This window comes from Amycolatopsis ponsaeliensis (assembly GCF_030182635.1).
GTDB lineage: Bacteria > Actinomycetota > Actinomycetes > Mycobacteriales > Pseudonocardiaceae > Amycolatopsis > Amycolatopsis ponsaeliensis.
Genome location: NZ_JAPZLD010000090.1, coordinates 1 through 24,167, shown reverse-complemented (window position 1 = coordinate 24,167; position 24,167 = coordinate 1). Strand labels below are relative to the sequence as shown.

24 protein-coding genes are annotated in these 24,167 nt (G+C 70.9%); 18 read left to right on the top strand and 6 right to left on the bottom strand.

The features are described 5' to 3' along the window. Nucleotides 1-130: 130 nt before the first annotated feature. A complete protein-coding gene (locus tag QQ657_RS54955) occupies nucleotides 131-1,006 on the bottom strand; it encodes a spermidine synthase (protein ID WP_284750464.1) in 876 nt (291 codons plus the stop codon). A 55-nt stretch (nucleotides 1,007-1,061) separates the two neighbouring features. On the opposite strand from QQ657_RS54955, the gene QQ657_RS54950 reads away from it, so the two are divergent. Further along, complete coding sequence (locus tag QQ657_RS54950; RefSeq protein ID WP_284750463.1) at nucleotides 1,062-2,612, top strand: ALF repeat-containing protein; 1,551 nt, start codon at nucleotides 1,062-1,064, stop codon at nucleotides 2,610-2,612. Between the two features lie 43 nt (nucleotides 2,613-2,655). Further along, a complete protein-coding gene (locus QQ657_RS54945; protein ID WP_284750462.1) occupies nucleotides 2,656-4,755 on the top strand; it encodes a DNA polymerase III subunit gamma and tau in 2,100 nt (699 codons plus the stop codon). Nucleotides 4,756-4,794: 39 nt separating this feature from the next. Here QQ657_RS54945 and QQ657_RS54940 read toward each other — a convergent pair whose 3' ends face one another. After that, entirely contained in the window at nucleotides 4,795-5,226 is a 432-nt protein-coding gene (locus QQ657_RS54940) for a TIGR03618 family F420-dependent PPOX class oxidoreductase (protein ID WP_284750461.1), read from the bottom strand. A 49-nt stretch (nucleotides 5,227-5,275) separates the two neighbouring features. Here QQ657_RS54940 and QQ657_RS54935 point away from each other — a divergent pair, with 49 nt between their 5' ends. After that, nucleotides 5,276-5,629: a winged helix-turn-helix transcriptional regulator gene (locus tag QQ657_RS54935; RefSeq protein ID WP_284750460.1), complete on the top strand. Its 354-nt coding sequence runs from the start codon at nucleotides 5,276-5,278 to the stop codon at nucleotides 5,627-5,629. Here QQ657_RS54935 and QQ657_RS54930 read toward each other — a convergent pair. Further along, the gene (locus tag QQ657_RS54930) at nucleotides 5,614-6,459 is read right to left on the bottom strand and encodes an N-acetylmuramoyl-L-alanine amidase (RefSeq protein WP_284750459.1); all 846 of its coding nucleotides are present in this window, start codon (nucleotides 6,457-6,459) and stop codon (nucleotides 5,614-5,616) included. The genes QQ657_RS54935 and QQ657_RS54930 overlap by 16 nt on opposite strands. A 78-nt stretch (nucleotides 6,460-6,537) precedes the next feature. On the opposite strand from QQ657_RS54930, the gene QQ657_RS54925 reads away from it, so the two are divergent. Together QQ657_RS54925 and recR are read left to right on the top strand one after the other, a co-directional pair. Continuing rightward, entirely contained in the window at nucleotides 6,538-6,897 is a 360-nt protein-coding gene (locus QQ657_RS54925) for a YbaB/EbfC family nucleoid-associated protein (RefSeq protein WP_284750458.1), read from the top strand. 5 nt (nucleotides 6,898-6,902) lie between these two features. Then, complete coding sequence (gene recR / locus QQ657_RS54920; protein WP_284750457.1) at nucleotides 6,903-7,499, top strand: recombination mediator RecR; 597 nt, start codon at nucleotides 6,903-6,905, stop codon at nucleotides 7,497-7,499. A 149-nt stretch (nucleotides 7,500-7,648) separates the two neighbouring features. Here the strand turns inward: recR and QQ657_RS54915 are convergent, their stop codons facing one another. Continuing rightward, complete coding sequence (locus tag QQ657_RS54915; RefSeq protein ID WP_284750456.1) at nucleotides 7,649-8,206, bottom strand: glucosaminidase domain-containing protein; 558 nt, start codon at nucleotides 8,204-8,206, stop codon at nucleotides 7,649-7,651. Nucleotides 8,207-8,265: 59 nt separating this feature from the next. Then, complete coding sequence (locus QQ657_RS54910) at nucleotides 8,266-9,363, bottom strand: UDP-N-acetylglucosamine 2-epimerase (protein WP_284750455.1); 1,098 nt, start codon at nucleotides 9,361-9,363, stop codon at nucleotides 8,266-8,268. Between the two features lie 84 nt (nucleotides 9,364-9,447). On the opposite strand from QQ657_RS54910, the gene QQ657_RS54905 reads away from it, so the two are divergent. The 11 genes from QQ657_RS54905 (at nucleotide 9,448) to QQ657_RS54855 (ending at nucleotide 21,696) form a co-directional block, all read left to right on the top strand. Then, nucleotides 9,448-10,470, top strand: coding sequence for a glycosyltransferase family 2 protein (locus tag QQ657_RS54905; protein ID WP_284750454.1), 1,023 nt, complete (start codon nucleotides 9,448-9,450; stop codon nucleotides 10,468-10,470). Between the two features lie 8 nt (nucleotides 10,471-10,478). Further along, nucleotides 10,479-11,783: a polysaccharide biosynthesis protein gene (locus QQ657_RS54900; protein ID WP_284750453.1), complete on the top strand. Its 1,305-nt coding sequence runs from the start codon at nucleotides 10,479-10,481 to the stop codon at nucleotides 11,781-11,783. A gap of 64 nt (nucleotides 11,784-11,847) precedes the next feature. Beyond that, entirely contained in the window at nucleotides 11,848-13,827 is a 1,980-nt protein-coding gene (locus QQ657_RS54895) for a DUF6541 family protein (RefSeq protein WP_284750452.1), read from the top strand. A gap of 59 nt (nucleotides 13,828-13,886) precedes the next feature. Next, nucleotides 13,887-14,588, top strand: a complete 702-nt coding sequence (locus QQ657_RS54890) for a glycosyltransferase family 2 protein (protein WP_434056874.1) — start codon at nucleotides 13,887-13,889, stop codon at nucleotides 14,586-14,588. A 13-nt stretch (nucleotides 14,589-14,601) separates the two neighbouring features. After that, nucleotides 14,602-15,036: a DUF2304 domain-containing protein gene (locus QQ657_RS54885; protein WP_284750450.1), complete on the top strand. Its 435-nt coding sequence runs from the start codon at nucleotides 14,602-14,604 to the stop codon at nucleotides 15,034-15,036. Nucleotides 15,037-15,073: 37 nt separating this feature from the next. Further along, a complete protein-coding gene (locus QQ657_RS54880) occupies nucleotides 15,074-15,658 on the top strand; it encodes a uridine kinase family protein (protein WP_434056873.1) in 585 nt (194 codons plus the stop codon). Nucleotides 15,659-15,905: 247 nt separating this feature from the next. Beyond that, on the top strand, nucleotides 15,906-17,576 hold the full coding sequence (locus QQ657_RS54875; RefSeq protein WP_284750448.1) for an ABC transporter substrate-binding protein: 1,671 nt from the start codon (nucleotides 15,906-15,908) through the stop codon (nucleotides 17,574-17,576). Nucleotides 17,577-17,663: 87 nt separating this feature from the next. Continuing rightward, nucleotides 17,664-18,665, top strand: a complete 1,002-nt coding sequence (locus QQ657_RS54870) for an ABC transporter permease (protein WP_284750447.1) — start codon at nucleotides 17,664-17,666, stop codon at nucleotides 18,663-18,665. Further along, a complete protein-coding gene (locus QQ657_RS54865; protein WP_284750446.1) occupies nucleotides 18,662-19,585 on the top strand; it encodes an ABC transporter permease in 924 nt (307 codons plus the stop codon). The genes QQ657_RS54870 and QQ657_RS54865 overlap by 4 nt, the downstream gene beginning before the upstream one ends. A gap of 6 nt (nucleotides 19,586-19,591) precedes the next feature. After that, nucleotides 19,592-20,587: an ABC transporter ATP-binding protein gene (locus QQ657_RS54860; protein ID WP_284750445.1), complete on the top strand. Its 996-nt coding sequence runs from the start codon at nucleotides 19,592-19,594 to the stop codon at nucleotides 20,585-20,587. After that, the gene (locus tag QQ657_RS54855; protein WP_284750444.1) at nucleotides 20,584-21,696 is read left to right on the top strand and encodes an ABC transporter ATP-binding protein; all 1,113 of its coding nucleotides are present in this window, start codon (nucleotides 20,584-20,586) and stop codon (nucleotides 21,694-21,696) included. The genes QQ657_RS54860 and QQ657_RS54855 overlap by 4 nt, the downstream gene beginning before the upstream one ends. 52 nt (nucleotides 21,697-21,748) lie before the next feature. Here the strand turns inward: QQ657_RS54855 and QQ657_RS54850 are convergent, their stop codons facing one another. Continuing rightward, nucleotides 21,749-22,180 carry a YybH family protein gene (locus QQ657_RS54850; RefSeq protein WP_284750443.1) on the bottom strand — a complete coding sequence of 144 codons (432 nt, stop codon included), beginning with the start codon at nucleotides 22,178-22,180 and terminating at the stop codon, nucleotides 21,749-21,751. Between the two features lie 80 nt (nucleotides 22,181-22,260). Here QQ657_RS54850 and QQ657_RS54845 point away from each other — a divergent pair, with 80 nt between their 5' ends. Both QQ657_RS54845 and QQ657_RS54840 read left to right on the top strand, forming a co-directional pair. Continuing rightward, nucleotides 22,261-22,632 (top strand): YciI family protein, encoded by a 372-nt coding sequence (locus QQ657_RS54845; RefSeq protein WP_284750442.1) that lies wholly within the window; start codon nucleotides 22,261-22,263, stop codon nucleotides 22,630-22,632. Next, the gene (locus tag QQ657_RS54840; protein ID WP_284750441.1) at nucleotides 22,629-23,804 is read left to right on the top strand and encodes an RNA polymerase sigma factor; all 1,176 of its coding nucleotides are present in this window, start codon (nucleotides 22,629-22,631) and stop codon (nucleotides 23,802-23,804) included. The genes QQ657_RS54845 and QQ657_RS54840 overlap by 4 nt, the downstream gene beginning before the upstream one ends. The last annotated feature ends 363 nt before the right edge of the window (nucleotides 23,805-24,167 follow it).

Sequence of the window (24,167 nt, the reverse complement as noted above, 5' to 3'; positions counted from 1 at the left end):
TACGTCTCCACCGTCGGCAAGAACGGCCTCAACGTCATCACCGCACTCCGCGACGCCATCACCGGAAACCCCTGGCTTCCAACCAGCCCCGCAACCACCTGACTAGTTACCGCTGTTTCTCACTCACGACCTAGAACAGGCCCAGCACGTCTTCCGGCGGCTGCGGCGACGGCGGGCGGTCCTCGTCCGTGATCGGCGTTGCCCGGCCTGCCAGCTTCCGCAGCTCCGCGTCGTACACACACCTCGCCGGGAACGCCGCTGAGGCCGTTCGCCGCGCGAGCTTTGCCGTGGGGAGCCCGGCCGCCGAGGCCGCGAACACCAGGTTGCCGAAGCGGCGGCCCTTCAGCACCGCCGGGTCCGCCAGCAGCAGGACCTCGGGGAACACCTCGTGCAGCGTCGCCAGGAAGCGGCGGGCGAACGGGAGGCCCGCGCCATCCGTGATGTTGGCCAGGTAGGTCCCCGCCGGGCGGAGGATCGCCGCGATCGCCCGCGTCGCCTCCAGCGTGGCCAGGCCGCCGGCCAGGGTCGCCCGCTCGAACGCGTCGACCACCACCAGGTCCGCCGAGTCCTCGCGTCTCGTCGTCAGCCCGGAGCGGCCGTCCGTCACGCGGACGCGCAGGCCCGGCACCCGCAGCCCCAGCTGGGCGCGGACCAGCTCGACCAGCTCGCCGTCGACGTCGAACACCAGCTGCCGCGACCCCGGGCGCTTCGCCGCGACGTAGCGGGGCAGCGTGCACGCCGCCCCGCCGATGTGCAGTGCGTCCAGCGGGCCCGGCGGCAGCTCGTCCACGACGTCGCCGAACCGGCGGACGTAGTCGAACTCCAGGGCGGCCGGGTCGTCGAGGTCGACGTACGACTGGGCGACGCCGTCCACCGACACCAGCCAGGCGTTGCCGCGGTCGGAGTCGCGCAGCAGCTCCGCCGTCCCGAACCTGACGGGGTACCGCCCGGCCACCGGCCCGGGTTTTCGCGTGCGGCTCACGAAGTCCGAGGTTATCGGAAACATTCCGACCGGCCCGGCGATATGGGAGCGGAACGATCATCGATCGAGGGGGTTTTTCTTGCGTGCGAACGCAGTAATCATTGCCGCGGCTCTCGTCGCCGGGGTCTTCGCGACGCCGGCGGCCGCGGACGTCCTGCCCGACCGGGCCCAGGCCGTGGGATACCTGGAAACCGGTGGCCCGGGCGTCGCCAGAGCCGCCGAAGCAGCGTTGCTCGGCTCGCCGGCCGACCTGCAGGCATTCCTGGCGACGGGCCGCCAGCAGGCCCGGGACGACGATGACCGGGTCCTGGTCACGCAGACGCTGACGACCGGCGGTCCGGTCACCAAGCGCGCCGCCCAGAAGGCGCTCGACGGCACCATCGAGGACGTCCGCGCGTTCCTCGCCACCGGCCTGGCCCAGGCCCGGATCGCCGACGACCGGATCGCCGTCGGGCAGGCCATGAGCACCGGTGGCCCGACCGTGAACGCCCGGGCCCAGAAGGCGCTCGACGGCACGCCCGCCGACGTCCGGGCGTTCCTCGAGACCGGCCTGCAGCAGGCCAGGGACACCGACGAGCGGATCACCGCGAACCAGGCGCTGGCCGCCGGCGGTCCGGAGGTCCAGGCGGCCGCGCAGACGGCGCTCGACGGCACCCCGGACGACGTCCGGTACTTCCTCGCCGTGTGGCGGCAGGTCGCCGCGGACGGGGACACCGAACTCGCCGCGGTCCAGGGCCAGCTCGACGGCGCCAAGGCGGGCGCCGCCGCCAACCACCCCCTCATCGTGCGGCTCGCCGAAGAGCGGGCGCGGAAGCTCGCTTCGGACGCGCGGCAGGCGAACACCGACCGGCTCGCCGCCCAGAAGACCAAGGGACGGCAGGACGCCCAGGCGGCCGCGGGTGCCGAGGCCGCCGCGCAGCAGCAGGCCCGCGACGAGGCGGCCCGCGCGGCGCAGGCCAAGACGGACAACGACAAGCTGCTCACCGACGCGGCCGACCCGGCGCTGACCGTGCCGAACGGCCGTCGCGCGTCGGTCTACCTGCTGCGCACCGGCGCCGCCGCCGTCAAGAACGCCGCCCGCGCCGCGCTGAGCGGCTCGGACGACGACGTCGTCACGTTCGTGCACAGCGGTCTCGCCGTCGCGCAGGAGTCCGACGACCGCGCCGCCGTCGCGGCGATCGCGGCGGACCCGAAGGCTCGCCCGGGCCTGCGGCAGGCCGCCCGTGACGCGCTCGCGGGCCCGTACGCCGGTGTCGCCGCGCTGCTGCGGACCGGGGACTACCCGGGCCGCGACACCGACGACCGCGTCGAGGTCAACCAGATCATGGCGGCCGGCGGCCCGTCGACGAAGTCGTGGGCGCAGCAGGCACTCGACGGCAGCGTCGCGGACATCCGGGAGTTCCTCGCCCACGGTCAGCACGAGGCGCACCTGGTCGACCTGGACATCTATGTGACCCGGACGCTGTCCGACGGCCCCGAGGTCAACGCCGTCGCGCAGGCGGTGCTCGACGGCCCGCGGTCGGGTCTGCAGCCGTACCTGGACGGCGAACTGGGCAAGGCGCGGGCGCGTGACGCCTTCACCGCCGAGCACGTCGCCAAGGTGAACGGCCTCCTGGCCCAGCTGCCCTGACCGCACGGCGAAGGTTGTCGGACGTCCCCGGTAGTCTCGCGGCGTGGCTCTCGCGCTGTACCGCAAGTACCGTCCGGCAACCTTCGCCGAGGTCGTCGGGCAGGAGCATGTGACCGAACCCCTCCGCACGGCGTTGTCCGCCGGGCGGATCAACCACGCCTACCTCTTCTCCGGCCCCCGCGGCTGCGGCAAGACGTCCAGCGCGCGCATCATGGCGCGCTCGCTGAACTGCGCCAAGGGGCCGACGCCGGACCCGTGCGGCGAGTGCAACTCGTGCAAGGCGCTCGCCCCCGAGGGGTCGGGCAGCGTCGACGTCACGGAGCTCGACGCCGCCAGCCACGGTGGCGTCGACGACGCCCGCGAGCTGCGCGACAAGGCGTTCTACGCGCCGGCCGAGTCGCGGTACCGCGTGTTCATCATCGACGAGGCGCACATGGTCACCACGCAGGGCTTCAACGCCCTGCTGAAGATCGTGGAAGAGCCGCCCGAGCACGTCATCTTCATCTTCGCGACCACCGAGCCGGACAAGGTGCTGACCACCATCCGCTCGCGGACGCACCACTACCCGTTCCGGCTGATCCCGCCGGGCGCGATGCGCACGCTCCTGGAGGGCAACGTCGCGGCCGAGGGCGTCGAGGTCGAGCCGGCGGTGTACCCGCTGGTCATCCGGGCCGGCGGCGGTTCCGCGCGGGACACGCAGTCGGTGCTCGACCAGCTGCTCGCCGGCGCGGGCCCGGACGGCGTTTCGTATTCGCGCGCGGTGGCGCTGCTGGGCGTCACGGACGTCGCGCTGATCGACGACATGGTGGACGCGCTCTCGACCGAGGACGCCGCGACGGTGTTCGGCACGGTCGAGAAGGTCACCGAGGCCGGGCACGACCCGCGCCGGTTCGCGACCGACCTGCTCGACCGGCTGCGCGACCTGGTGCTGCTGCGCGCGGTCCCGGACTCCGCGGGCGGGCTGGTGTCCGCGCCGGAGGAAGAGCTGTCGCGGATGGTCGCGCAGGCCGAGCGGATCGGCCTGGCGACGCTCTCGCGGTACGCGGACATCGTCCACAATGGACTCCTGGAGATGCGCGGGGCGACGTCGCCCCGGCTGGTGCTGGAACTGTTGTGCGCGCGGATGCTGCTGCCGTCGGTGGCGGAGGCGGAGAACGCGCTGCTGGCCCGCCTCGAGCGGCTCGAACGCCGCGCGACGCTGGCCGGTGGCGGTGGCGCGCCTGCCGAGGGTGGCGTGGAGCCCCCGGTACGGGCGGCGCCGGAGCGCGCGTTTTCCCGGCCGTCGCAGCGTCCGGGTTCGGCCGAGCCGGCGCCGGCCGCGGCCCCGGAGCCCGAGGCGGCGAAAGCCGAGCCCGCGCCACGACCCGCGCCTGCGCCCGAACCCGTTCCGGCGGCGGAACCCGCGCCGGCGGCCAAGCCCGCGGACAGCGGCTGGGGAACGCCGCGAACCCCCGGCGGCGGCACGCCCGCTCCGGCGGCCGCGGCTTCGACCGCCAGCGCCCCGCCGGCCGCGGCAGCCCCGGCTCCGGCTCCGGCTCAGCAAGCCGCGCCCGGGAGCCTGGATGCCGCCGCGATCCGGAACGTCTGGCCGCAGCTCATGACCGCCCTGCGCAAGTTCACCGGCGGCCGGAGCCTCGAGGCGATGCTCACGCAGGCCACCGTCGCGACCGTCGAGGGGCACGCCCTCACCCTCACGCACAAGTCCGAACCCCTGGCCCGCCGCCTGTCCGACCAGGACAACGCCCAGAAGATCGCCGGCGCGCTGGCGGACGTCGTCGGCGGCGAGTGGCGGGTCCGCTGCGTCCACGGCAACGCCCCGGCCGCGCCCGCCGCGCGGGCGCAGCAGGCCGCGCCCGCGCCGGAACGGTCGTTCACCCGGCAGTCGGCGGCCCCGGCCGCCGCGCCCGCCGAAGCACCCGCCCGGCCCGCGCCGGCGCCCGCCGCACCCGCGCGGCCCCGAGTGACCACGGCGGAGCCGGACATCCCGCTGCCCCCGGAACCCTCCGACGAGGACGACGAGGACCTCTACAACGAGGACGCCAGCCCGGCCCCGCCGCCTCCTCCGCCCCCGCCGGACAAGGACCCGGACGAGCTGGCCCGCAAGCTGATCTCCGACCACCTCGGCGCCCGCCCCCTGGACTGAACCCGGAGGGTCGGCTCGCCGACCCTCCGGGTACGGCTTTCAGGAGGCCCAGGGGCCGATGCCCGTCACCCGGTCCGCCGTGATCCGCACGATCACCGCCGTCGGCGAACCCTGGTTGCCCAGCAGGTACTTCGGCACGCCGAGGTACCGCTGAGCCTGCCGGTCCATCAGCGCCGTGAACTCGTCGGCGATGTCCGGGCCCACGATCCGGGCCGTCCCCCGGACGAGCAAGTACTGCGGCAGCCCGCGCTCGTCGTGGCCGTCGTGGTCCTCGATCAGCACCGTCACCCGCGGGTCGCGGCGGATGTTGCGGACCTTGGGCCGCCGCCCCTCCATGCCCATCACGATCTCGTCGCCCTCGCGGCTGGCCCAGACCATCGAGGTCTGCGGCGAGCCGTCCGGGTTGATCGTCGTCAGCACCGCGTTGAACGGCCGCTCGAACAGCCGGTGAGAGCTTTCGGGAAGTTCCATGCTCCCGAGCCTAGGAACCCGACGGGTACCGCTCGGTACCTTGGTTCCCATGGGTGACTTCCCCGGCGACGTCTTCCTGGCCGACTGCCCGGCCCGGCTGGCGATCGAAATCATCGCCGACAAGTGGGCCGTCGTCGTGGTGTTCGCGCTCAGCCGCGGCCCGCGGCGCCACGGCGAACTCGTCGACCTCATCGGCGGCATCTCCCGCAAGGTCCTCACCCAGACGCTGCGCAAGCTCCAGGGCCACGGCCTCGTCGACCGCCGCGCGTACGCCGAAGCGCCGCCGCGCGTCGAGTACTGCCTGACCACTCTCGGGCAGACGCTCGTCGAGCCCATCGGCGTCCTCACGAAGTGGGCGACGAGCCACGGCGAGGCCGTCCTCGAGGCTCAGGAAGCCAGGTAGGCCTCGATCGCCGCCGCGATGGCGGACGCGTACTGCTGGCGTCCCTCCGCGCTGGTCATCCGGGCCGCCTCCGCCGCGTTGCGCATGTTCCCGCACTCGACGAGCACCGACGGCCGCGTCGAAAGGTTGAGCCCGCCGAGGTCCGCGCGCGCCGAAAGGCCGTTGCCGCCGATGTAGTTCGACGTGCTGAAGCCGCCCGAGCGCATCGTGTCGCGGACGACCTGCGCCAGCCGCGTCGACGGCTCGCCCTGCGCGGCATTCAGCGGCGGCGACGAGTACGCGACGTGGAAGCCGTTCGCGCCGGCCGCGGTCGAGCCGTCGGCGTGGATGGAGACGACGGCGTCGGCGTTCGCGTCGTTGCCGATCGCGGCCCGCTTGTCGACGCAGGGGCCGACGCCGGTGTCGTCCGGTCGCGTGTAGACGACGCGGATTCCCTTGCCCGCCAGCGCTTTCCCGACGCGCTGGGCGACGTCCCAGGTGAACGCGTGCTCGGGGTAGCCGGCGTTGGTGGCGGTGCCGGTCGTGTTGCACGGCTTCTTCTGGCCGCGCCCGGCCGGGACCTGCCGGTTGATCTCCGCCGGGTGTGAGCCGTTCCCGCCGTTGTGGCCGGGGTCGAGCACGACGACCTTGCCGGACGCGGGTACCGGCGGGGGCGCGACCGAGGAAGGAGGTGACGTCGTCGTGGGCGTCACGGTCGTCGGTGCCGGCGTGACCGTCCGGGTGGTCACGGGAGCCGGTGCCGGTGCTGCCGGGGTGTCTTCTTCACAGCCGGTGAGCAGCAGGGCACCGGCCAGCAGCAGGGGGGCAATCGCGCGTCGCACGGCGACCACGGTGCCACAACCCGGCACCAGCCGTGGCGCGACTACCCTGGTGGCGACACAGGCGTGCAGAGAGGACCGAGTGCGATCATGGTGCAACCCGGCGGCGGCTTCGACATTTCCCAGCTGATGCAGCAGGCGCAGCAGATGCAGCAGAAGCTCGTCGAGGCCCAGGAGGAGCTCGCCAACACCGAGGTCACCGGCACGTCCGGTGGCGGGCTGGTCACCGCGACCGTCTCCGGTGACAGCCAGCTGAAGAGCTTGCAGATCGACCCGAAGGTCGTCGACCCGGACGACGTCGAAACGCTGTCCGACCTGATCGTGGCGGCGGTCCGCGACGCGTCGGCGAGCGCGCAGAAGCTCACCGAGCAGAAGCTCGGCCCGCTGGCCGGCGGTCTCGGCGGCGGTGGCGGCATGCCGGACCTCGGCGCCCTCGGCTTCGGCGGCTGACGAACTTGTACGAAGGTGTCGTCCAGGACCTGATCGACGAGCTCGGGCGCCTGCCCGGGGTCGGGCCGAAGAGCGCCCAGCGGATCGCGTTCCACCTGCTGGCCACCGACCCGGTGGACATCTCGCGGCTGCAGGACGTCCTCGGCAAGGTCAAGGAGGGCGTGCAGTTCTGCGAGGTGTGCGGCAACGTCTCCGAGCAGCAGAAGTGCCGCATCTGCCGCGACGAGCGCCGCGACCTCACGGTCATCTGCGTGGTCGAGGAGCCGAAGGACGTCCTGGCGGTCGAGCGCACGCGCGAGTTCAAGGGCCGCTACCACGTCCTGGGCGGCGCGCTCGACCCGCTGTCGGGCATCGGGCCGGAGCAGCTGCGCATGCGCGAGCTGCTCAAGCGCATCGGCGAAGCGGACATCAGCGAGATCATCATCGCGACGGACCCCAACACGGAGGGCGAAGCGACGGCGACGTACCTGGTGCGGATGCTGAGGGACTTCCCGGGGCTGAGCGTGACGCGGCTGGCGTCAGGGCTCCCGATGGGCGGTGACCTGGAGTTCGCGGACGAGCTGACCCTGGGTCGCGCCCTCTCGGGCCGCCGTGTCCTATAGCGGCGTTGCCGCGGGTCGCTTGTCGCTCGACCGTCGGCCGCGGTGCCCTGAATGACTCATTCAGGGCTTGGGAGGTCTTGAATGACTCATTCAAGACACTCCGGCGCGGTGTGCGGATGGCGGAAGTCGCTGACCTTGGGCCGCGCGCTCTAAGCGGCGTCGAAGCGGCGCAGGTCGTAGAGGTCCATCAACCTGATCACCTTGTTCGCGTACTCCGGGTCGGTGGCGTACTTGCGCGCCACCGCCCGGATGAACGCGTCCGGGTCGCTCCGCACCGGCAACGCCGCCGCGTAGTTCGACGAAGTCGTCAACAGCCGCCCGTAGTCGCGGAATGAGTCGAAAACCGAGGCGTACGAACGGAAAAACGCATCCACCGGATGGCACGGCGACGGAATGCATTCCGTGGTCGGATACCGCGCACACCGCAATGCGATCGGCCCCGGGCTCGTCGGCGTCACGCACTTGAAGCCGAAATAGTTGAGCTCGGCCGTCGACAGCTTGCTGCGGCCCCAGTTCGACTCCAGGATCGACTGCGCCACCGTCACCGATGCCGGGATGTCGTACGCCGCGTGGATCGCCCGCGCGATCGGGCCCGCCTCGCCGACGTACTCCGCTTGGTAGCCCGCGTCCAGTGCGGCCGAACGGACCGAGTCCTGGTCGACCACCGGCGAAACGGCGAGCAGCACCGCCAGTCCGATGTGGATCATGGCGGAAAAGCTGCCCGATCGCCGCGGGAGCGGCGACCGGGATCACCCGGACGAGAGCCTCAGCAGTAGCCGAGCTGCGCCAGCGTGTCCACGACGATCTCGGACGGGTGGTACTTGTCCATCCAGGACTCGCCACGCCGGTTCTGGTACGTGTCGAGGAAGTTCTGCAGCTTGTCGCCGCGCATTTCGGTCAGCACGACCGTCTCGCCGAGGTGCTGCGGCGTCTCCGTGCGCTCGCGGTGGACCGCGCACGGCAGGCCGAGGTAGTAGCACTCGGCCGAAAGACCACCCGAGTCGGTGACGACGTACTCGGCGCGCGCCACCAGCGGGAGGAACTTCAGGTACCGCATCTTCGGCTGGACGATGAACTGGTCGTCGAAGATGTTCCCGATGCCCAGCGCGCGGATCTTCTCGCGCTCCGGCGCCCCGGCCATGTACAGGATCGGCATCTTGCGGCTCTGCTCGCGCAGGATCTCCAGCACCTCGCGGTACTTGTCCGGGCGCGAGACCAGCTCGAAGCGGTGCAGCGTGGCCAGGCCGAACTTCTCCGGCAGGTTCGGCACGTCCAGCGGCCCGTTGATCGCCAGTCGCATCGCGTCGATCGCCGTGTTCGCCTCGGTGTCGACGACCACCCCGCGGGCGTTGCGGAGGTTGTTCACCTCACGCGCGCTCGGCGCGAAGTGGATGTCGACGATCTTCGCCGCGATCTTGCGGTTGAGCTCCTCGGGCAGCGGCGACAGGATGCTGCCCGACCGCGCGCCCGCCTCGACGTGCCCGACGCGGGACTTGAGGATCCGCTTCCCGATCAGCGAGCCGTACGGCGTGGTGAACGTGTCGCCGTGCACCAGCACCAGCGGGGGACGGCCGTCTTCGGTCAGCGCGGCGCGCAGCTCGTGCCGGCGGCTCCACGCGGTGCGCATGACCTGCGCGGCCCAGCCCGGCACCTGCGCCGGCGACTCGAGGTTGTGGGCCTTCTCCTCCGGCACCAGCCAGACGTCGGGCGCCGGCATGTCCAGGTCCGCGAGGACGTCCGCGACCTCGTCGACGTGCTGCGCGGTGAACCAGATCTTCGGCCGCATCCCGCGATCGCGGATCCCGTGGTAGACCGGCGCGATCTTGATCAGTTCCGCGGTGGTGCCGAGAATGAAGGAAATCACCGTGAAGGCCCATTTCTGGTCGGGTGCGGTGGCGCAAGGATACTGGCCGACCCGCCGCGGGGGCCGCCGGGTAGCCTCGGCCCGGTGAGTGCGAACCCGCTCCTCCCCTCGCTCAGCGTCGTGATCCCGGTCTACAACGAGCAGGACTGGATCGAACGCAGTGTCGGCGCACTGATCGCCTCCGCCGCGGAGGCCAGCTGGCCGATCGAGGTCGTCGTCGTCGACGACGGCAGCACGGACGCCACGCCCACGCGGCTCGACGAGCTGCGCGAACGCCACGGCATCACCGTGCTCAGCCAGGCCAACTCGGGCCGCTTCGAGGCCCGGCGGGCGGGCATCGCCAAGGCCGCCGGGAACCAGATCCTGCTGCTGGACAGCCGGGTGGTGGTGGACATCGGCGCGCTGACGTTCCTGCGCGACCAGCTGGTCGACCACCCCGAGCGGACGGTCTGGAACGGCCACGTCAACGTCGCTTCCGAGGACAACCCGTACGCCGGTTTCATGGCCGGGCTGGTGAAGATCCCCTGGCGCCGGTACTGCGCGGATCCGCGCCTGATGTCCTTCGGCATCGAAGAGTTCGACCTGTTCCCGAAGGGCACCGGATTCTTTTCCGCACCGCGCGCGGTTCTCGAGTCGGCTTCGGACGCTTTCGTTTCCCTGTTCGAGGACGTCCGCTTCGCCAGTGACGACACCGGCGTCCTGCGCTGGATCGCCGAACGGCACCGCATCTTCCTGGCCCCGGAGTTCTCCGCGACCTACCACGGGCGCGAGAGCTTCAAGAAGTTCGCCGCCCAGGCGTACTTCCGCGGGACGACGTTCGTCGACTCCTACCTCGGCTCGCCGGGCCCGGCCCGCAACGGCCTGTTCGCCGCGTTCGGCGTCGGCCTGCTCGGCCTCGGCCTCGCGGCCAAGCGCCCGAAGACGGCCGTGCTGCTCGCGGCCGCCGGGTCGGCGGCGGCCGGGGCGGCCGTGACGCGCTTCGGCGCGACGAACGCGGAGGCCAAGGCCGTCGCGAAGCTGGCTCCGGTCTTCGGTGCCGGCTTCGGCGCCGGTGCCGTCCGTGGCCTCGTCATGGCGCTGCGTGCCCGCCGGCGGCGGGGACGATGAGCTCGCCGGTGACCCACGAGTCCGACGAGACGGACGGGCGCAGCCTGGCGAAGGAAACCGGGCGCTCGGCCGGGAAGATCGGCATCTCGCTGCTCGTCGCGATCGCGCTCGGCTACGTGCTGACGCTGGTCGCCACCCGCTGGCTCGGGCCGGAGAACAGCAAGGTCTACCTCTCGTTCTGGGGCATCCTGATGGGCCTCGGCAGCGCGCTGTCGCCGCTGGAGCAGGAGCTGTCCCGCCAGTCCGCGGTGGCCGCGCTCGACGGCGGCCGGGCGGGCAAGCCCGCGCTGCGCGCCCTGACCGTCGGCGCGGTGACCGTCACCGTGGTCGCGGCGCTGACGATGGCCGTGCCGGTGCTCTCGGACCGGCTCTACGGGGGCAACACCGCGCTCGGCGTCATCGTGCTGTGCGGCGCGATCTCGTTCGCCTGCCAGTTCGCCGCCCGCGGCCTGCTCGTCGGGCAGCAGCGCATCAAGCCGTACTCCTGGCTGGTCGTCGCCGAAGCCGCGGTCCGCGTGCTCGTGCTGTCCGGGATCGCCGCCGCCGGGCTCACCGGCGTGACGTCGTTCGCGATCGCGGCCGCGACCGGCTCGTTCGCCTGGCTGCTGTTCGTCAAGCCGGTCTCCGGGCTGGTCGACCCGCACGCCGACGGCGAGGGCTGGGGGCCGGTGACCGGCCGGATCCTCGTCCTGCTGACCGGCGCCGCGCTGACCGCGAGCGTCATCACCGGCTACCCGGCGATGGTGAGCCTGCTCGCGCCCGGTGGCTCGGTGGCCGACGTCGGCGTCCTGTTCGCGACGCTCACCGTGTCCCGGGTGCCGCTGCTGCTGCTTTCCCCGCTGCAGGCGCTCGCCGTGCCGACGGTCGTCCGGCTTTCGGGCACCGAGGAGGGCACGCACCGGCTGCGGCGGCTGCTGGCGCTCGGCGCGCTCGGCACGGTCGCCCTCGGTGTCGTCGGCGCCCTGGTCGGCTGGCTGATCGGGCCGTGGCTGGTGTCGCTGCTCTACGGCTCGGACTTCGTCGCCCAGGGCTGGTGGGTGGCGTGGATGGTGTGGGGTGCGGTGCTGCTCACGGCACTGCAGCTGATGACGGCGGTGCTGGTGGCCCGCAAGGAGGCGAACAAGGTGCTCGTCACCTGGGCCGTGGTCGCGGCCGCCACCGCGGTGACGCTGCTGCTCGTGCCGGGCGACCCGATCCTCAAGGCGGTCGCCGGGCTGGCCGGGGGGCCCACGCTGGGTCTCGTGGTCGTGTTGATGTTCGTCTTGCGACGTCCGGGCAACGTGCGGCCCGCTTCGGACGTCCCAGTAGGGTGACCCCGGCCGGACCGGGGACAGGAATCGGCGGGGTATCGCCGGTGAGGTTGGACAGCGGAAAACCATGAACGTACTTCTGGTCGTGCTCGCCTTCTGGCTGCCGGGCCTCGTCTTCGGGGCCGCGATCCGGCTGCGCGGCTGGCTGCTCGCCGCGGCCGCGCCGATCCTGACGTTCGGCATCGTCAGCCTGGGCGTGCCGGTGCTCGGCGGGCTCGGCATCCGCTGGACGATCCTCGACGTCGCGCTCTGGACGCTCGTGCTCTCGGCCGTCGGCTTCGGGCTCGCGTTCGTCGTCCAGCGGTTCACCGCCCGGCGCCACCCGGACTGGGCCGAGCGGGACGCAGCCGCGGCGGCCCCCGCCCGGTCCCTGCGCGAACACCTGCTGATCGGTGCCGGCGTCCTGGCCGGCAGCCTCGTCGGCATCGTCACGTTCCTGCGCGGCGCCCGCGGCCTGAACCAGGTCCAGCAGGGCTGGGACGCGCCGTTCCACGCCAACCTGGTCCGCTGGATCGCCGAGCACGGCGACGCCCGGCCGTCGACCGTCGGCACCATCGCGAACCTGCCGAACCAGACGAACTACTTCTACCCGGACACCTACCACGCCCTGCTCGCGCTGGTCTTCGACAAGGCCGGCCTGGCGATGATGCCGACGCTGAACATGGGCGCGCTCACGGTGATCCTGTGCGTGCCGATCGGCGTCGCGGCGATGTGCCACGTGTGGCGGATGCCGGCGATCGCCACCGCCGCGGCCGCGGCGGTGGCGGCGTCGTTCACCAACTTCCCGTACGACTCGCTGTGGCGCGGCCCGCTCTGGCCGTACGTCGCCGGCGTCGCGCTGATCCCCGCGATGCTCGCGCTCGGCCGCCGGCTGCTGGAGCCGCGCGGGATCTCGGGCCCGGCCGCGATCGGTGTCGGCGTCGCCGGCCTGATCGGCCTGCACACCAGCGTCGCGTTCGTCGTCGTCGTGTACTTCCTGCTGATCCTGCTCGCCGTGCTCTTCAAGGCCGAGCGGATCGACTGGCGCCGGTCGGCGGCCTCGCTCGGGGCCACGGTCGCGCTCGCCGTCGTCTGCGGGCTGCCACTGGCGTTGCCGTCGCTGTACAACGCGGGCGGCGTGACCAGCGCGTTCTGGAGCTCCGAAGCCACCGTCACCGGCGGCCTCGGCGAGACGCTCACGTTCTCGCCGATGGCGGCCTTCCCGCAGTGGTGGATCGGCGTGCCGGCCCTGATCGGCATCTTCCTGCTGGTGAAGCACCGGCGGATGCTGTGGATGGTCGCCGCCTACGTCGTGTTCGGCGGGCTGTTCGCGGCCACCGTCTCGCTGGAGACGCCGCTCATCCACACCCTCACCGGCATCTTCTACAACGACCACTGGCGGATCGGCGCGCTGGTCCCGCTGGCCGGGGCGGTCGCGTTCGGCGAGTTCACCGACACCGCGGCCCGCTGGTTCGCGCGCAAGGCGGGCAACCGGCTGCCGAACGTCTCCCCGGCGACGCTCACCACGGTCGGCGTCGTGCTGCTCGTGGTCGTCGTGGGCGGCCTGAGCCGCGGCGGGTACATCGGCCGCAACGCCGCCCGCCTGCAGCAGAACTACAACGGCGGCCCGACGGTCAGCAACGACGAGCGCCAGGCGTTCGACTGGCTCGCCGCGCACGTCCAGCCGGGCGAGCGGGTGATGAACGGCAAGGCCGACGGCTCGGTCTGGATGTACGCGCTCGACGGCGTCCAGCCGGTCGAATGGACCTTCTACGGCGCCGAGCTCGACACCCCGGCCGGCTACCTCAGCACCTACCTCGACGACATCGACCAGTTCCCGCACGTGCGGGAACTGCTGACCGACCTCAAGGTGCGGTACGTCTTCGTCGGCAAGGGCAAGGTCACGCCGTCGACGAACAGCGGGCCCGGCCTGAGCCACCTCGACACCACCCCCGGATTCAAGGTCGTGTTCCAGAACGCCGGCGCCTCCGTCTACGAGATCGCGGGCCAGCAGGGCGTTCTCGCAGCTGGTGCGGCTCCAGGGTCCGCAGCCGGTAACGGGCAGTGAAAGGCTAGAGTGATCGCGTGTCCAGCACCTCCGTGACCAGCCGCCGCGTGCTCATCGTGATGCCCGCGCTGAACGAGTCCGCGAGCGTCGCTTCGGTCATCGAGCAGGTGAAACGCGCCCTGCCGGGCGGCGACCTGCTGGTCGTCGACGACGGCTCGGTCGACGAGACCGCCAAGCTCGCCCGCGCGGCCGGGGCCGAGGTGGCCCGGCTCGCGGTGAACCTGGGTGTCGGCGGCGCGATGCGCACCGGCTTCCGCTACGCCGCCGCCCGCGGGTACGACGTGGTCGTGCAGGTGGACGCGGACGGCCAGCACGACCCCGAAGAGCTCGACGCGCTGCTGCGCGGCCTGGACGACGCGGACATCGTGATCGGCTCCCGGTTCGCCGGCAAGGGCTCGTACAAGGCGAGCGGGCCGCGCAAGTACGCGATGGTCGCGCTCTCGCTTGTGTTCTCGCGGCTGGCGAAGACCAAGCTCACCGACGTCACGTCGGGGTTCAAGGCCATGGGGCCGCGCGCGATCCGGCTGTTCGCCGGCTACTACCCGGCGGAGTACCTCGGTGACACCGTGGAGTCCCTGGTGATGGCCATCCGGGCCAAGCTGACCATCAAGGAGATCCCGGTCGTCATGCGGGAGCGCGCGGGCGGCACGCCCAGCCACTCACCCGTCAAGTCGGCCGTCTACCTGAGCCGGGCCGGGCTCGCGCTGCTGCTGGCGCTCGTGCGCCGCCGGCCCGCGGTCGACTCCTCCGACTCGGCGTAAGGGGAACTTGGAAATGGCCGGTTGGCGCATCCTCAGCATCATCGTCGCCTGCGTCGTGCTGTTCGTCGTCCTCGAGATGATGCGGCGGCGGAAGCTGCGCGAGAAGTACGCGGGCGTGTGGCTCGTCGTCGCGGTCGGCGTCGTCGTCCTCGCGGTGCTGCCGCAGGCGGCCGAGTTCCTCGCCAAGCACACCGGCGTGCAGACGCCGTCGAACTTCGTCTTCCTCCTCGCCGGCGTCGTGCTGGCCCTGGTGTCGCTGCACCTGTCGACCGAGGTCGGGCACCTGGAGGAAGAGGTGCGCACGTCGGTCGAGGAGACCGCGCTGCTGCGGTGCGAGCTCGAGGACGCCAAGCGCGAGCTGGCCGCCCGGATCACCGAGCTGGAGGCGCGGACCACCGCGCCCGACAACGTCAAAGGGCTGCCCGAGGTCGAGCGCGTCAGCAAGTGACCGGGTGATCGAAGCCCTGCTCGCCGCGCCCGCCCGGTTGGGGGCGGTGCGGCTGCTGGCCATCGACGGCCCGTCGGGCGCCGGGAAGTCCACACTGGCCGATCGGGTCGTCGCCGGGCTGCGTGCGCGCGGGTGCCGGACCGAGCTGGTGAGCACCGACGCCTTCGCGACGTGGGACGACCCGGTTTCGTGGTGGCCCCGGCTGGTTGACGGCGTCCTGAAACCCCTCGCGAACGGCGTCGAAGGCGCTTACCGGCGGATGGACTGGACATCCGGGGCACCCCGGCCGGGTGAGCTCGTCCGGGTGCCCGTGCCGGAAGTCCTGGTGCTGGAGGGCGTCTCGTGCGGCCGCACTTCGGCAAGACCCCTGCTTTCGCACCTCTGCTGGCTCTCCGGCGGCTCCGAAGAGGAGCGACTGAGCCGGACCGTCGCGCGCGACGGCGAAGCCGCCCGGGCCGAACTGGGCCGCTGGCAACGGTTCGAGCGCGGCTGGTTCGCCGTGGACGGCACCGCCGAGGCCGCCGATACCCGACTTTCGTCGGAAACCGAGCCGTCACCGTGCGTGAACGGACCACTCCGGATCGATCAAGGGAAGTCTGTCGGTTCAACACGACCGGGCTAACGTTGGTACCGCCATCTGAGTTAGGGATCCGCCACCGGGCGGAGTGGTCGGCCACAAATGGTCACAGTCTGTCGTGATTTGTGGACACATTGCGGTCAAATCGACGCCCACGTAGCGCGATCGTAACCTCACGTACTTAAGCCTGGGGCGAGTTCCCGCTAGTGTCGGCGGGCACACCGACCGTCCGTCGAGTTCCTGACCGACCGGACGGTGACTTTGAACCCGAACATCTCCCAAGGGGTGCCAGATGCAGCAATTGCGGCTGACCCGAACACGCCGCGTGGCCCTGATCGGGCTCGCCGGCGCGCTCGCGGTTTCGCTGTCCGCCTGTGCGGAATCCAAGCGTGAAGAGGGCGCCGGGGGTGGTACCGGAGGCACGATGATCTTCGGCGCGGCCGGTAACCCGAAGATGTTCGACCCCGCGTTCAACGACGAGGGCGAGACCTTCCGGATCACGCGGCAGATCTACGACACGCTGATCCAGAACAAGCCGGGCACCGCCGACCTCGAGCCCTCTCTCGCCGAGAAGTGGGAGTCGAGCAACGAGGGCAAGACCTGGACGTTCTCGCTCAAGTCCGGCGTGAAGTTCTCCGACGGCACCCCGATGGACGCCACGGCGGTCTGCTACAACTTCGACCGCTGGTACAACATGAAGGGCGCCGCCGCCCAGAGCCAGATGATCTACTACGGCGACGTCTTCGAGGGCTTCGCCAAGAACGAGGGCGACGCGAGCGGCGACCCCGTCTACAAGAGCTGCGAGGCGAAGGACCCGACGACCGCGGTCCTCAACCTCAACAAGGCCAAGGGTGCGTTCCCGTCGGCGTTCACGCTGCCGTCGTTCTCCATCGAGAGCCCGACCGCGCTCAAGCAGTACAACGCGGACACGGTCACCCAGAGCGGCGACTCGTTCACCTACAGCGAGTACGCGAACAAGCACCCGGTCGGCACCGGCCCGTTCAAGTTCGAGAGCTGGGACCAGGCCAAGGGTGAGATCACCCTGGTGCGCAACGACACCAGCCCGTCGCCCGCGAAGCTCGACAAGCTGATCTTCAAGGTGATCCCGGACGAGAACGCCCGCAAGCAGGCGCTCAAGGCCGGCGACATCAACGGCTACGACTACCCGAGCCCGGCGGACTACGGCCTGCTGCGCAACGACGGCGAGCAGGTGCTCATCCGCCCGTCGTTCAACGTGCTGTACCTGGGCATCAACCAGGCCAACAACCCGAAGCTCAAGGACGTGCGCGTCCGGCAGGCGCTGGCGTACGGCGTCAACCGCGAGCAGTTCGTGAAGTCGAAGCTGGCCGAGGGTTCCGAGGTCGCGACCGAGTTCGTCCCGAAGGTCATCTCGGGCTACACCGACGACGTCACGAAGTACCCGTACGACGTGAACAAGGCGAAGGACCTGCTGAAGCAGGCCGGGGCCGAGAACCTCACGCTGAAGTTCTACTACCCGACCGAGGTCAGCCGCCCGTACATGCCGAACCCGGCGGACACCTTCACGGCGATCTCCGAGGACCTCAAGAAGATCGGTGTCACGATCGAGGCCCACGCCGAGCCGTGGAACGGTGGCTACAAGGACGACGTGCAGAAGGCCGGCAAGCAGGACCTCCACCTGCTCGGCTGGACCGGTGACTACAACGACGCCGGCAACTTCGTCGGCACGTTCTTCGGTCGCGAGAAGAAGGAGTTCGGGTTCAACAACCCGGAGCTCTTCGCGGCTCTGAGCGCGGCGGACGCTTCGCCCGCCGGTGACGCCCACGCCAAGGCGTACCAGGAAGTCAACAAGAAGATCATGGACTTCCTCCCGGCAATCCCGATCGCGTACCCGACCCCGGCGATCGTGGTCGGCCCGAAGGTCAAGGGTCTGGTGGCGAGCCCGCTCACCGACGAGCGTTTCAACACCGTGACCGTGAACTGACTGAAGGATTTCAGCCAAAGGCAGGGGGTGGGTGCTACCGCACCCACCCCCTGCGCCTGATCCCGGGCTGGCAACAAAGGACTGCAAGTGCTCCGTTTCCTCGTGCGTCGGCTGCTACAAGCGATCCCGACGCTCTTCATCCTGTCCATCCTGGTCTTCGCCTGGCTCCGGTCCCTGCCCGGTGGTCCCGCCGCCGCCCTGCTGGGTGACAAGGCGACGCCGGAGAAGATCGCCAACCTCAACCACGTGCTCGGCCTCGACCAGCCGATCTTCGTGCAGTACTTCGGGTTCCTCGGCCGCGCGCTCACCGGCGACTTCGGCAACTCCCTGGTGTCGACCCAGCCCGTGATGGGCGAGATCGTCACCTTCCTGCCGGCGACCATCGAGCTCGGCATGACCGCGATGATCATCGCGATCATCATCGGCATCCCGGCCGGCTACCTGTCCGCGCGCTACCGCGGTGGGCCGGTTGACAACGGTGTCATCGTGCTCAGCCTGATCGGCGTCGCGGTGCCGGTCTTCTTCCTCGGCTACATGATGCAAGACCTCCTGGCCGCGCCGCTGGGCCTGCCGTCACAGGGCAGGCAGGCCGCGGGCCTCGACGCCACGGCGATCACGAACTTCGCCATCCTCGACGGCATCATGACGAGCGAGTGGGACGCCGTCTGGGACGCGATCAAGCACCTGATCCTGCCCGCGTTCGCCCTCGCCACCATCCCGCTCGCGGTGATCACCCGGATCACCCGCGCGTCGGTGCTGGACGTCCTCAACGAGGACTTCATCCGCACGGCCAACTCCAAGGGCCTGACCCAGCAGGTGGTGCGCACCCGGCACGTCCTGCGCAACGGCCTGCTGCCGGTGGTCACGACCATCGGCCTGCAGACCGGCGCGCTGCTCGGCGGCGCCGTGCTGACCGAGCGGGTGTTCAACTTCCGCGGCCTCGGCTTCCTGCTGGCCGAAGGGATCGAACGGCGTGACTACCCCCGGCTGCAGGCACTCCTGCTGTTCGGTGCCGTGGTCTACGTCCTGGTGAACATGCTGGTCGACATCTCGTACGGGATCATCGACCCGAGGGTGCGTGTGCGATGAACACTCTGCTCAACAAGAAGAAGGAACCGATCGACAAGCTCGCCGCGGCGAGCGGGCACAGCCTCGGCGGGGACGCGATCCGCCGGATGCTGCGCAGCCCGGTCGCGATCACCGGCGCCGTCATCACCGGTGTGTTCCTCATCGTCGCGATCTTCGCGCCCCTGCTGGAACCGAAGGACCCGGACGTCCACTACCTCGGCGACCAGATCCGGCCGAACTTCATCCCGGGCGCGCAGGCCGGGTTCCCGCTCGGCGTGGACGACTTCGGCCGCGACTTCCTGTCGCGGCTGATCGCCGGCGCCCAGCAGACGCTGATCGTCGGTGTGCTCGCCACGATCGTCGGCGTGATCATCGGCGTGATCATCGGTGGCCTGGCGGGTGCGTTCGGCGGCTGGGTCGACACCGTCCTCATGCGACTGGTCGACGTCATGCTGTCGTTCCCGTCGCTGCTGCTGGCCATTTCGATCGCGGCGCTGTTCGCGAAGCCGAGCCAGTGGACGGTCATCCTGGCCGTGTCGATGATCGGCGTGCCGATCTTCGCCCGGCTGCTGCGCGGTTCCATGCTTTCGCAGCGCGACGCCGACCACGTGCTGGCGGCGAGGTCGCTCGGGGTCAAGCGCGGGGCGATCGTGTTCCGGCACATGCTGCCGAACTCGCTCGGCCCGGTCATCGTGCAGGCGACCCTGACGCTGGCCACCTCGATCCTGGAGGCCGCGGCACTGTCGTTCCTCGGTCTGGGCGACCCGGACCCGTCGCGGGCGGAGTGGGGACTGATGCTGGGCAAGGCCTCGCACCAGTTCCTCGACGTCCGCCCGGAGCTCGCGTACTACCCGGCGATCGCGATCATCATCGTCGCGCTCGGGTTCACGCTGCTCGGCGAGTCCTTGCGTGAAGCCCTCGACCCGAAGAACAGGCGGTGAGAACTCATGGCACTCCTTGAAGTTCGTGACCTCACGGTCGACTTCGTCCGCCGCGGCGAGCGGTCGTTCACCGCGGTCGACGGCGTCAGTTTCGACGTCGAACCGGGCCAGACCGTCGGCCTGGTCGGCGAGTCCGGCTGCGGCAAGTCCGTGACGTCGCTGGCGATCATGCGGCTGCTGGCCCGGCGCGGCAACAAGGTCAGCGGTTCGGTGCGCTTCGAAGGCACCGACCTGCTCAAGCTGTCCGACAAGGACATGCGCGACCGCCGCGGCCGCGACCTCGGCATGGTGTTCCAGGACCCGCTGTCCTCGCTGAACCCGGTCATCCCGATCGGGCTGCAGATCACCGAGGTGCTGGAGCGCCACCGCGGGATGTCGCGCAAGGCGGCGACCGTGGAAGCGACGGACCTGCTCGACAAGGTCGGCATCCCGGACCCGTCGCGGCGGCTTTCCGAGTACCCGCACCAGCTTTCCGGCGGGATGCGGCAGCGCGCGCTGATCGCGATCGCGCTGGCGTGCCGGCCGCGGCTGCTCATCGCCGACGAGCCGACCACCGCGCTGGACGTCACCATCCAGGCGCAGATCCTGGCGCTGCTGCGGGAACTGGTGCAGGACACCGGGACCGCGCTGATCATGATCACGCACGACCTCGGCGTGGTCGCCGGGCTGTGCGACGAGGTCAACGTGCTCTACGGCGGCAAGATCGTCGAACGCGCGCAGCGGCACCAGCTGTTCGCCGAGCCGCGGCACCCGTACACCCACGGGCTGCTCGCCTCGATCCCGCGCCTGGACGCGGGCCGCGGCGAGAAGCTGGTCCCCATCCGCGGTTCGGTGTCCGACAACATCCCGTGGGAGGGCGGCTGCGCGTTCGCGCCCCGCTGCCCGAACGCGCTGCCGGTCTGCCGTGAGGTTTCGCCGCAGCTGGTGCCCGACCAGGGCGGGCTGCTGCGCTGTCACAACCCCGTGCGGCCGGCGGTCGCGGCGGGAGGAGGAGCCCGATGACCCGTCCTGCTGGCGACGTGCTGCTGGAGGTCACCGACCTCAAAGTGCACTTCCCGATCAAGAGCGGGGTCGTGTTCGACCGGACGGTCGGTCACGTCTACGCGGTCGACGGTGTCGACCTGTCCATCCGCCGCGGCGAGACCTACGGCCTGGTGGGCGAGTCCGGGTGCGGCAAGTCCACGCTGGGCCGGGCGATCCTGCGGCTCAGCGAGCCGACGGCGGGCTCGGTGGTCTTCGACGGCACCGACGTCGCCAAGCTGAAGGGTGAGGAACTGCGGAAGGCCCGGCGCCGGATGCAGATGATCTTCCAGGACCCGTTGTCCAGTTTGGACCCGCGCCAGTCGGTGGAGTCGATCCTCGTCGAGGGCATGCACGCGCACGGCCTCGACAAGGACAAGGAAGCCACCCAGCGGCGGCTGCGGCAGCTGCTGTCCGCGGTCGGCCTCCCGGAGACGGCGCTGCGGAAGTACCCGCACGAGTTCTCGGGCGGGCAGCGTCAGCGCATCGGCATCGCGCGGGCGCTGGCCGTGGAGCCGGACCTGATCGTCGCCGACGAGCCGGTGTCCGCATTGGACGTTTCGGTGCAGGCCCAGGTGGTGAACCTGCTGGAGGACCTGCAGGAGCAGCTCGGCCTGACGTACGTGGTGATCGCGCACGACCTCGCGGTGGTGCGGCACATCTCCGACCGCATCGGCGTGATGTACCTGGGCGCGCTGGTCGAGGAGACCGACGCGGACTCGCTGTACCGGGAACCGCTGCACCCGTACACGCGGGCGTTGCTGTCGGCGATCCCGGTGCCGGACCCGCAGGTCGAGGACACCCGCGAGCAGATCCTGCTCGCCGGTGACCTGCCTTCGCCGGCGAACCCGCCGACGGGCTGCCGCTTCCACACGCGCTGCCCGTGGAAGCAGGCGAGCCTGTGCGACACCGACCGCCCGCAGCTGCGTGAGATCGGCGGCGGTCACCGGGTGGCGTGCCACTACGCGGAGGACATCCGCGACGGGCGCATCCAGCCGCACGAGGTGAAGGCGGAACTGGTCGAGTTCAGCGGGGCGCTGAACCCCGACCTGGGCCCGCCGGACGTCGGGACGTCCGCCGAGATCCTCTGAGATTTCCTGCGAATGGCCGGCCGGGGTGCGTCCCGGCCGGCCATTCGTCGTTTCAGGGCTTGAGGTCCAGCGCGGCGCTCATCGTGGCGTCCATGTAGAACGGCGTCGAGTCGTGCACGTGGGTGATCCGCCACTCGCCGTCCTGCTTGCGGAAGCCGAGGGTGGAGCGGAACCACAGCTCGAACGGCTGCGGCATGCCCTTCGGCGTCGTCGACAGCCGGTTGAGGGCGTGGCTGAAGGCGACGTCGCCGCCGATGGTGACTTCGAGGTCGCGGACCTCGTACTCGATCGGGCCGTCGAAGCCCGCGAACCAGGCCGTGCGGGCCTCGACGTCTTCGCCGTGGTGCACGAGCGGCGGGGCCAGGGTGAACGCGCGGACGTCCTTCGCGCACTGTGCGGCGATCGCCTCGGCGTCACGTTCGGTCATCGCCGCCGCGCGGGCGGCCACCAGTGCGCGAATCCGCTTGTCGTCCTGCTCGGTCATGCCATCCTCCTGGGGTGTGGTGCCGGTCGGAAGGGACGTAGGCGCCGCCGCGCGGATTTCGACATCGACCGGAGGCTTTCGTGAAATACGTGGTCCTGATCTACGGCAACCCCGAGTCCCGCGCGGCCTGGGAGGGCATGAGCGCCGAGCAGCAAGCCGCCGGGCTGGCCTACTACCAGCAGCTCAGCGACGACCTCGACGCGTCGGGCGAGCGCATCATCTCCGAGCGGCTCGCGTTCCCCGAGCTCACCACGCGGGTCAGCGTGGGCGAGCGCGGCACGACGACGACCGACGGGCCGTTCGCCGAGGCCAAGGAGTTCCTCGCCGGCTTCTACCTGCTCGACTGCGAGAGTCAGGAACGCGCCGTCGAGATCGCCGCGCGGATCCCTGAAGCCGCGTTCGCGATGGTCGAAGTGCGGCCGGTGATGGGGCTGCACGGGCCGGACCTGTGATTCCCGATCTGCTGCGCTCGCTCGCGCCCGAGGTCCTGGCAGCGCTGGTCCGGCGGTACGGCGATTTCGAGGCCTGTGAGGACGCCGTCCAGGAGGCGCTGCTGGCGGCGTCGCAGCAGTGGCCGTCATCGGGGATCCCGGATCACCCGAAGGGGTGGCTGATCACGACGGCGTCCCGGCGGCGCATCGAGCAGTGGCGCAGCGAGACCGCCCGGCAGCGGCGTGAAGAAGCGGTGGCACTGGCTTCGCTGCCGGAGCCGGAGCCGGTCGGGGTGGACGACACGCTGACGTTGCTGCTGCTCTGCTGCCACCCGTCGCTGACTCAGCCGTCCCAGGTGGCGCTGACGCTGCGCGCGGTCGGCGGCTTGACGACGGCGGAGATCGCCCGCGCGTTCCTCGTCCCGGAGGCGACGATCGGCCAGCGGATCAGCCGCGCGAAGCAGAAAATCCGCGGCGAGCGCCTCACGCGTGAGGGCGGTCCGGAGCGGCTGGCGGCGGTACTGCAGGTGCTGTACTTGATCTTCACGGAGGGCCACACGGCCAGCTCGGGCGACGCGCTGAACCGCGTCGAGCTGACGACGGAGGCGATCCGCCTGGTCCGCCGGCTGAGCGCGGAGCTCCCGGCCGACGGCGAGGTGATGGGGTTGCTGGCGTTGATGCTCCTGACGGACGCCCGCCGCCCGGCCCGCGTTTCGTCGTCGGGCGCGCTGGTGCCCTTGGCCGACCAGGACCGCACGCGCTGGAACCGCGCCTTCATCGAAGAAGGGATTTCGCTGATCACGGGCGCGCTGTCGACGGCCGCGGTGGGCCCGTACCAGCTCCAGGCGGCGATCGCGGCGGTCCACGCCGAGGCCCCGACGGCCGGAGAGACGGACTGGGCGCAGATCCTCACGCTGTACGACCTGCTGCGGGTGGTGGCGCCGGGGCCGATGGTGACGCTGAACCGGGTGGTGGCGTTCGCGCAGGTCAATGGGCCCGAGGCGGGGTTGGCGGAGCTGGCGGGCACGGAGTTGAAGGAGCACCACCGGGTGGACGCGGTACGGGCGCACTTGCTGGAGCTGTCCGGTGATGTCGAGGGGGCGCGGGAGGCTTACTTGGCCGCTGCCCGGCGGACGTTGAGCCTGCCGGAGCAGAGCTACCTGCAGTCACGGGCCGCGGCGCTGAAGCCCTGACCGCCCGACCGGAACTCCGCCCTTCCCTGGCAGGGGCCCGGGCAGAGTCCCGGTTCAGTCGCCCGGCCTCCGCCGCTGCCGCGCAACGGACCCCGGCTCACTCGCCCGCGCCCGCGATTCGATGTCTTGAATGAGTCATTCAGGGCGTGGGCGGTCCTGAATGACTCATTCAAGACATCGCTGGAGAGGCCGTCGACCTGCGCCCACCGAAGACGGCCGCCGGGAACCCGACTTTGCCGGAACCCCGCCCGTCGGCGGTTTCTAGGGTTGGTTGCAACACCTGAGTTTTCAGGAGTTGCCTCTTGTCCAGACGGGATCGAGACCGGGCTTTGAGCCGGACCGTGTGTAGTCCTGATCGGCGTG

Excerpts from the sequence above, each read along its gene's own strand:
- QQ657_RS54895 (WP_284750452.1), top strand. The coding sequence starts at position 11,848 with ATGAACGTACTTCTGGTCGTGCTCGCCTTCTGGCTGCCGGGCCTCGTC.
- QQ657_RS54860 (WP_284750445.1), top strand. The coding sequence starts at position 19,592 with ATGGCACTCCTTGAAGTTCGTGACCTCACGGTCGACTTCGTCCGCCGC.
- QQ657_RS54890 (WP_434056874.1), top strand. The coding sequence starts at position 13,887 with ATGCCCGCGCTGAACGAGTCCGCGAGCGTCGCTTCGGTCATCGAGCAG.
- QQ657_RS54855 (WP_284750444.1), top strand. The coding sequence starts at position 20,584 with ATGACCCGTCCTGCTGGCGACGTGCTGCTGGAGGTCACCGACCTCAAA.
- QQ657_RS54885 (WP_284750450.1), top strand. The coding sequence starts at position 14,602 with ATGGCCGGTTGGCGCATCCTCAGCATCATCGTCGCCTGCGTCGTGCTG.
- QQ657_RS54955 (WP_284750464.1), bottom strand. The coding sequence starts at position 1,006 with ATGTTTCCGATAACCTCGGACTTCGTGAGCCGCACGCGAAAACCCGGG.
- QQ657_RS54935 (WP_284750460.1), top strand. The coding sequence starts at position 5,276 with ATGGGTGACTTCCCCGGCGACGTCTTCCTGGCCGACTGCCCGGCCCGG.
- QQ657_RS54940 (WP_284750461.1), bottom strand. The coding sequence starts at position 5,226 with ATGGAACTTCCCGAAAGCTCTCACCGGCTGTTCGAGCGGCCGTTCAAC.
- QQ657_RS54915 (WP_284750456.1), bottom strand. The coding sequence starts at position 8,206 with ATGATCCACATCGGACTGGCGGTGCTGCTCGCCGTTTCGCCGGTGGTC.
- QQ657_RS54865 (WP_284750446.1), top strand. The coding sequence starts at position 18,662 with ATGAACACTCTGCTCAACAAGAAGAAGGAACCGATCGACAAGCTCGCC.
- QQ657_RS54850 (WP_284750443.1), bottom strand. The coding sequence starts at position 22,180 with ATGACCGAGCAGGACGACAAGCGGATTCGCGCACTGGTGGCCGCCCGC.
- QQ657_RS54875 (WP_284750448.1), top strand. The coding sequence starts at position 15,906 with ATGCAGCAATTGCGGCTGACCCGAACACGCCGCGTGGCCCTGATCGGG.
- QQ657_RS54925 (WP_284750458.1), top strand. The coding sequence starts at position 6,538 with ATGGTGCAACCCGGCGGCGGCTTCGACATTTCCCAGCTGATGCAGCAG.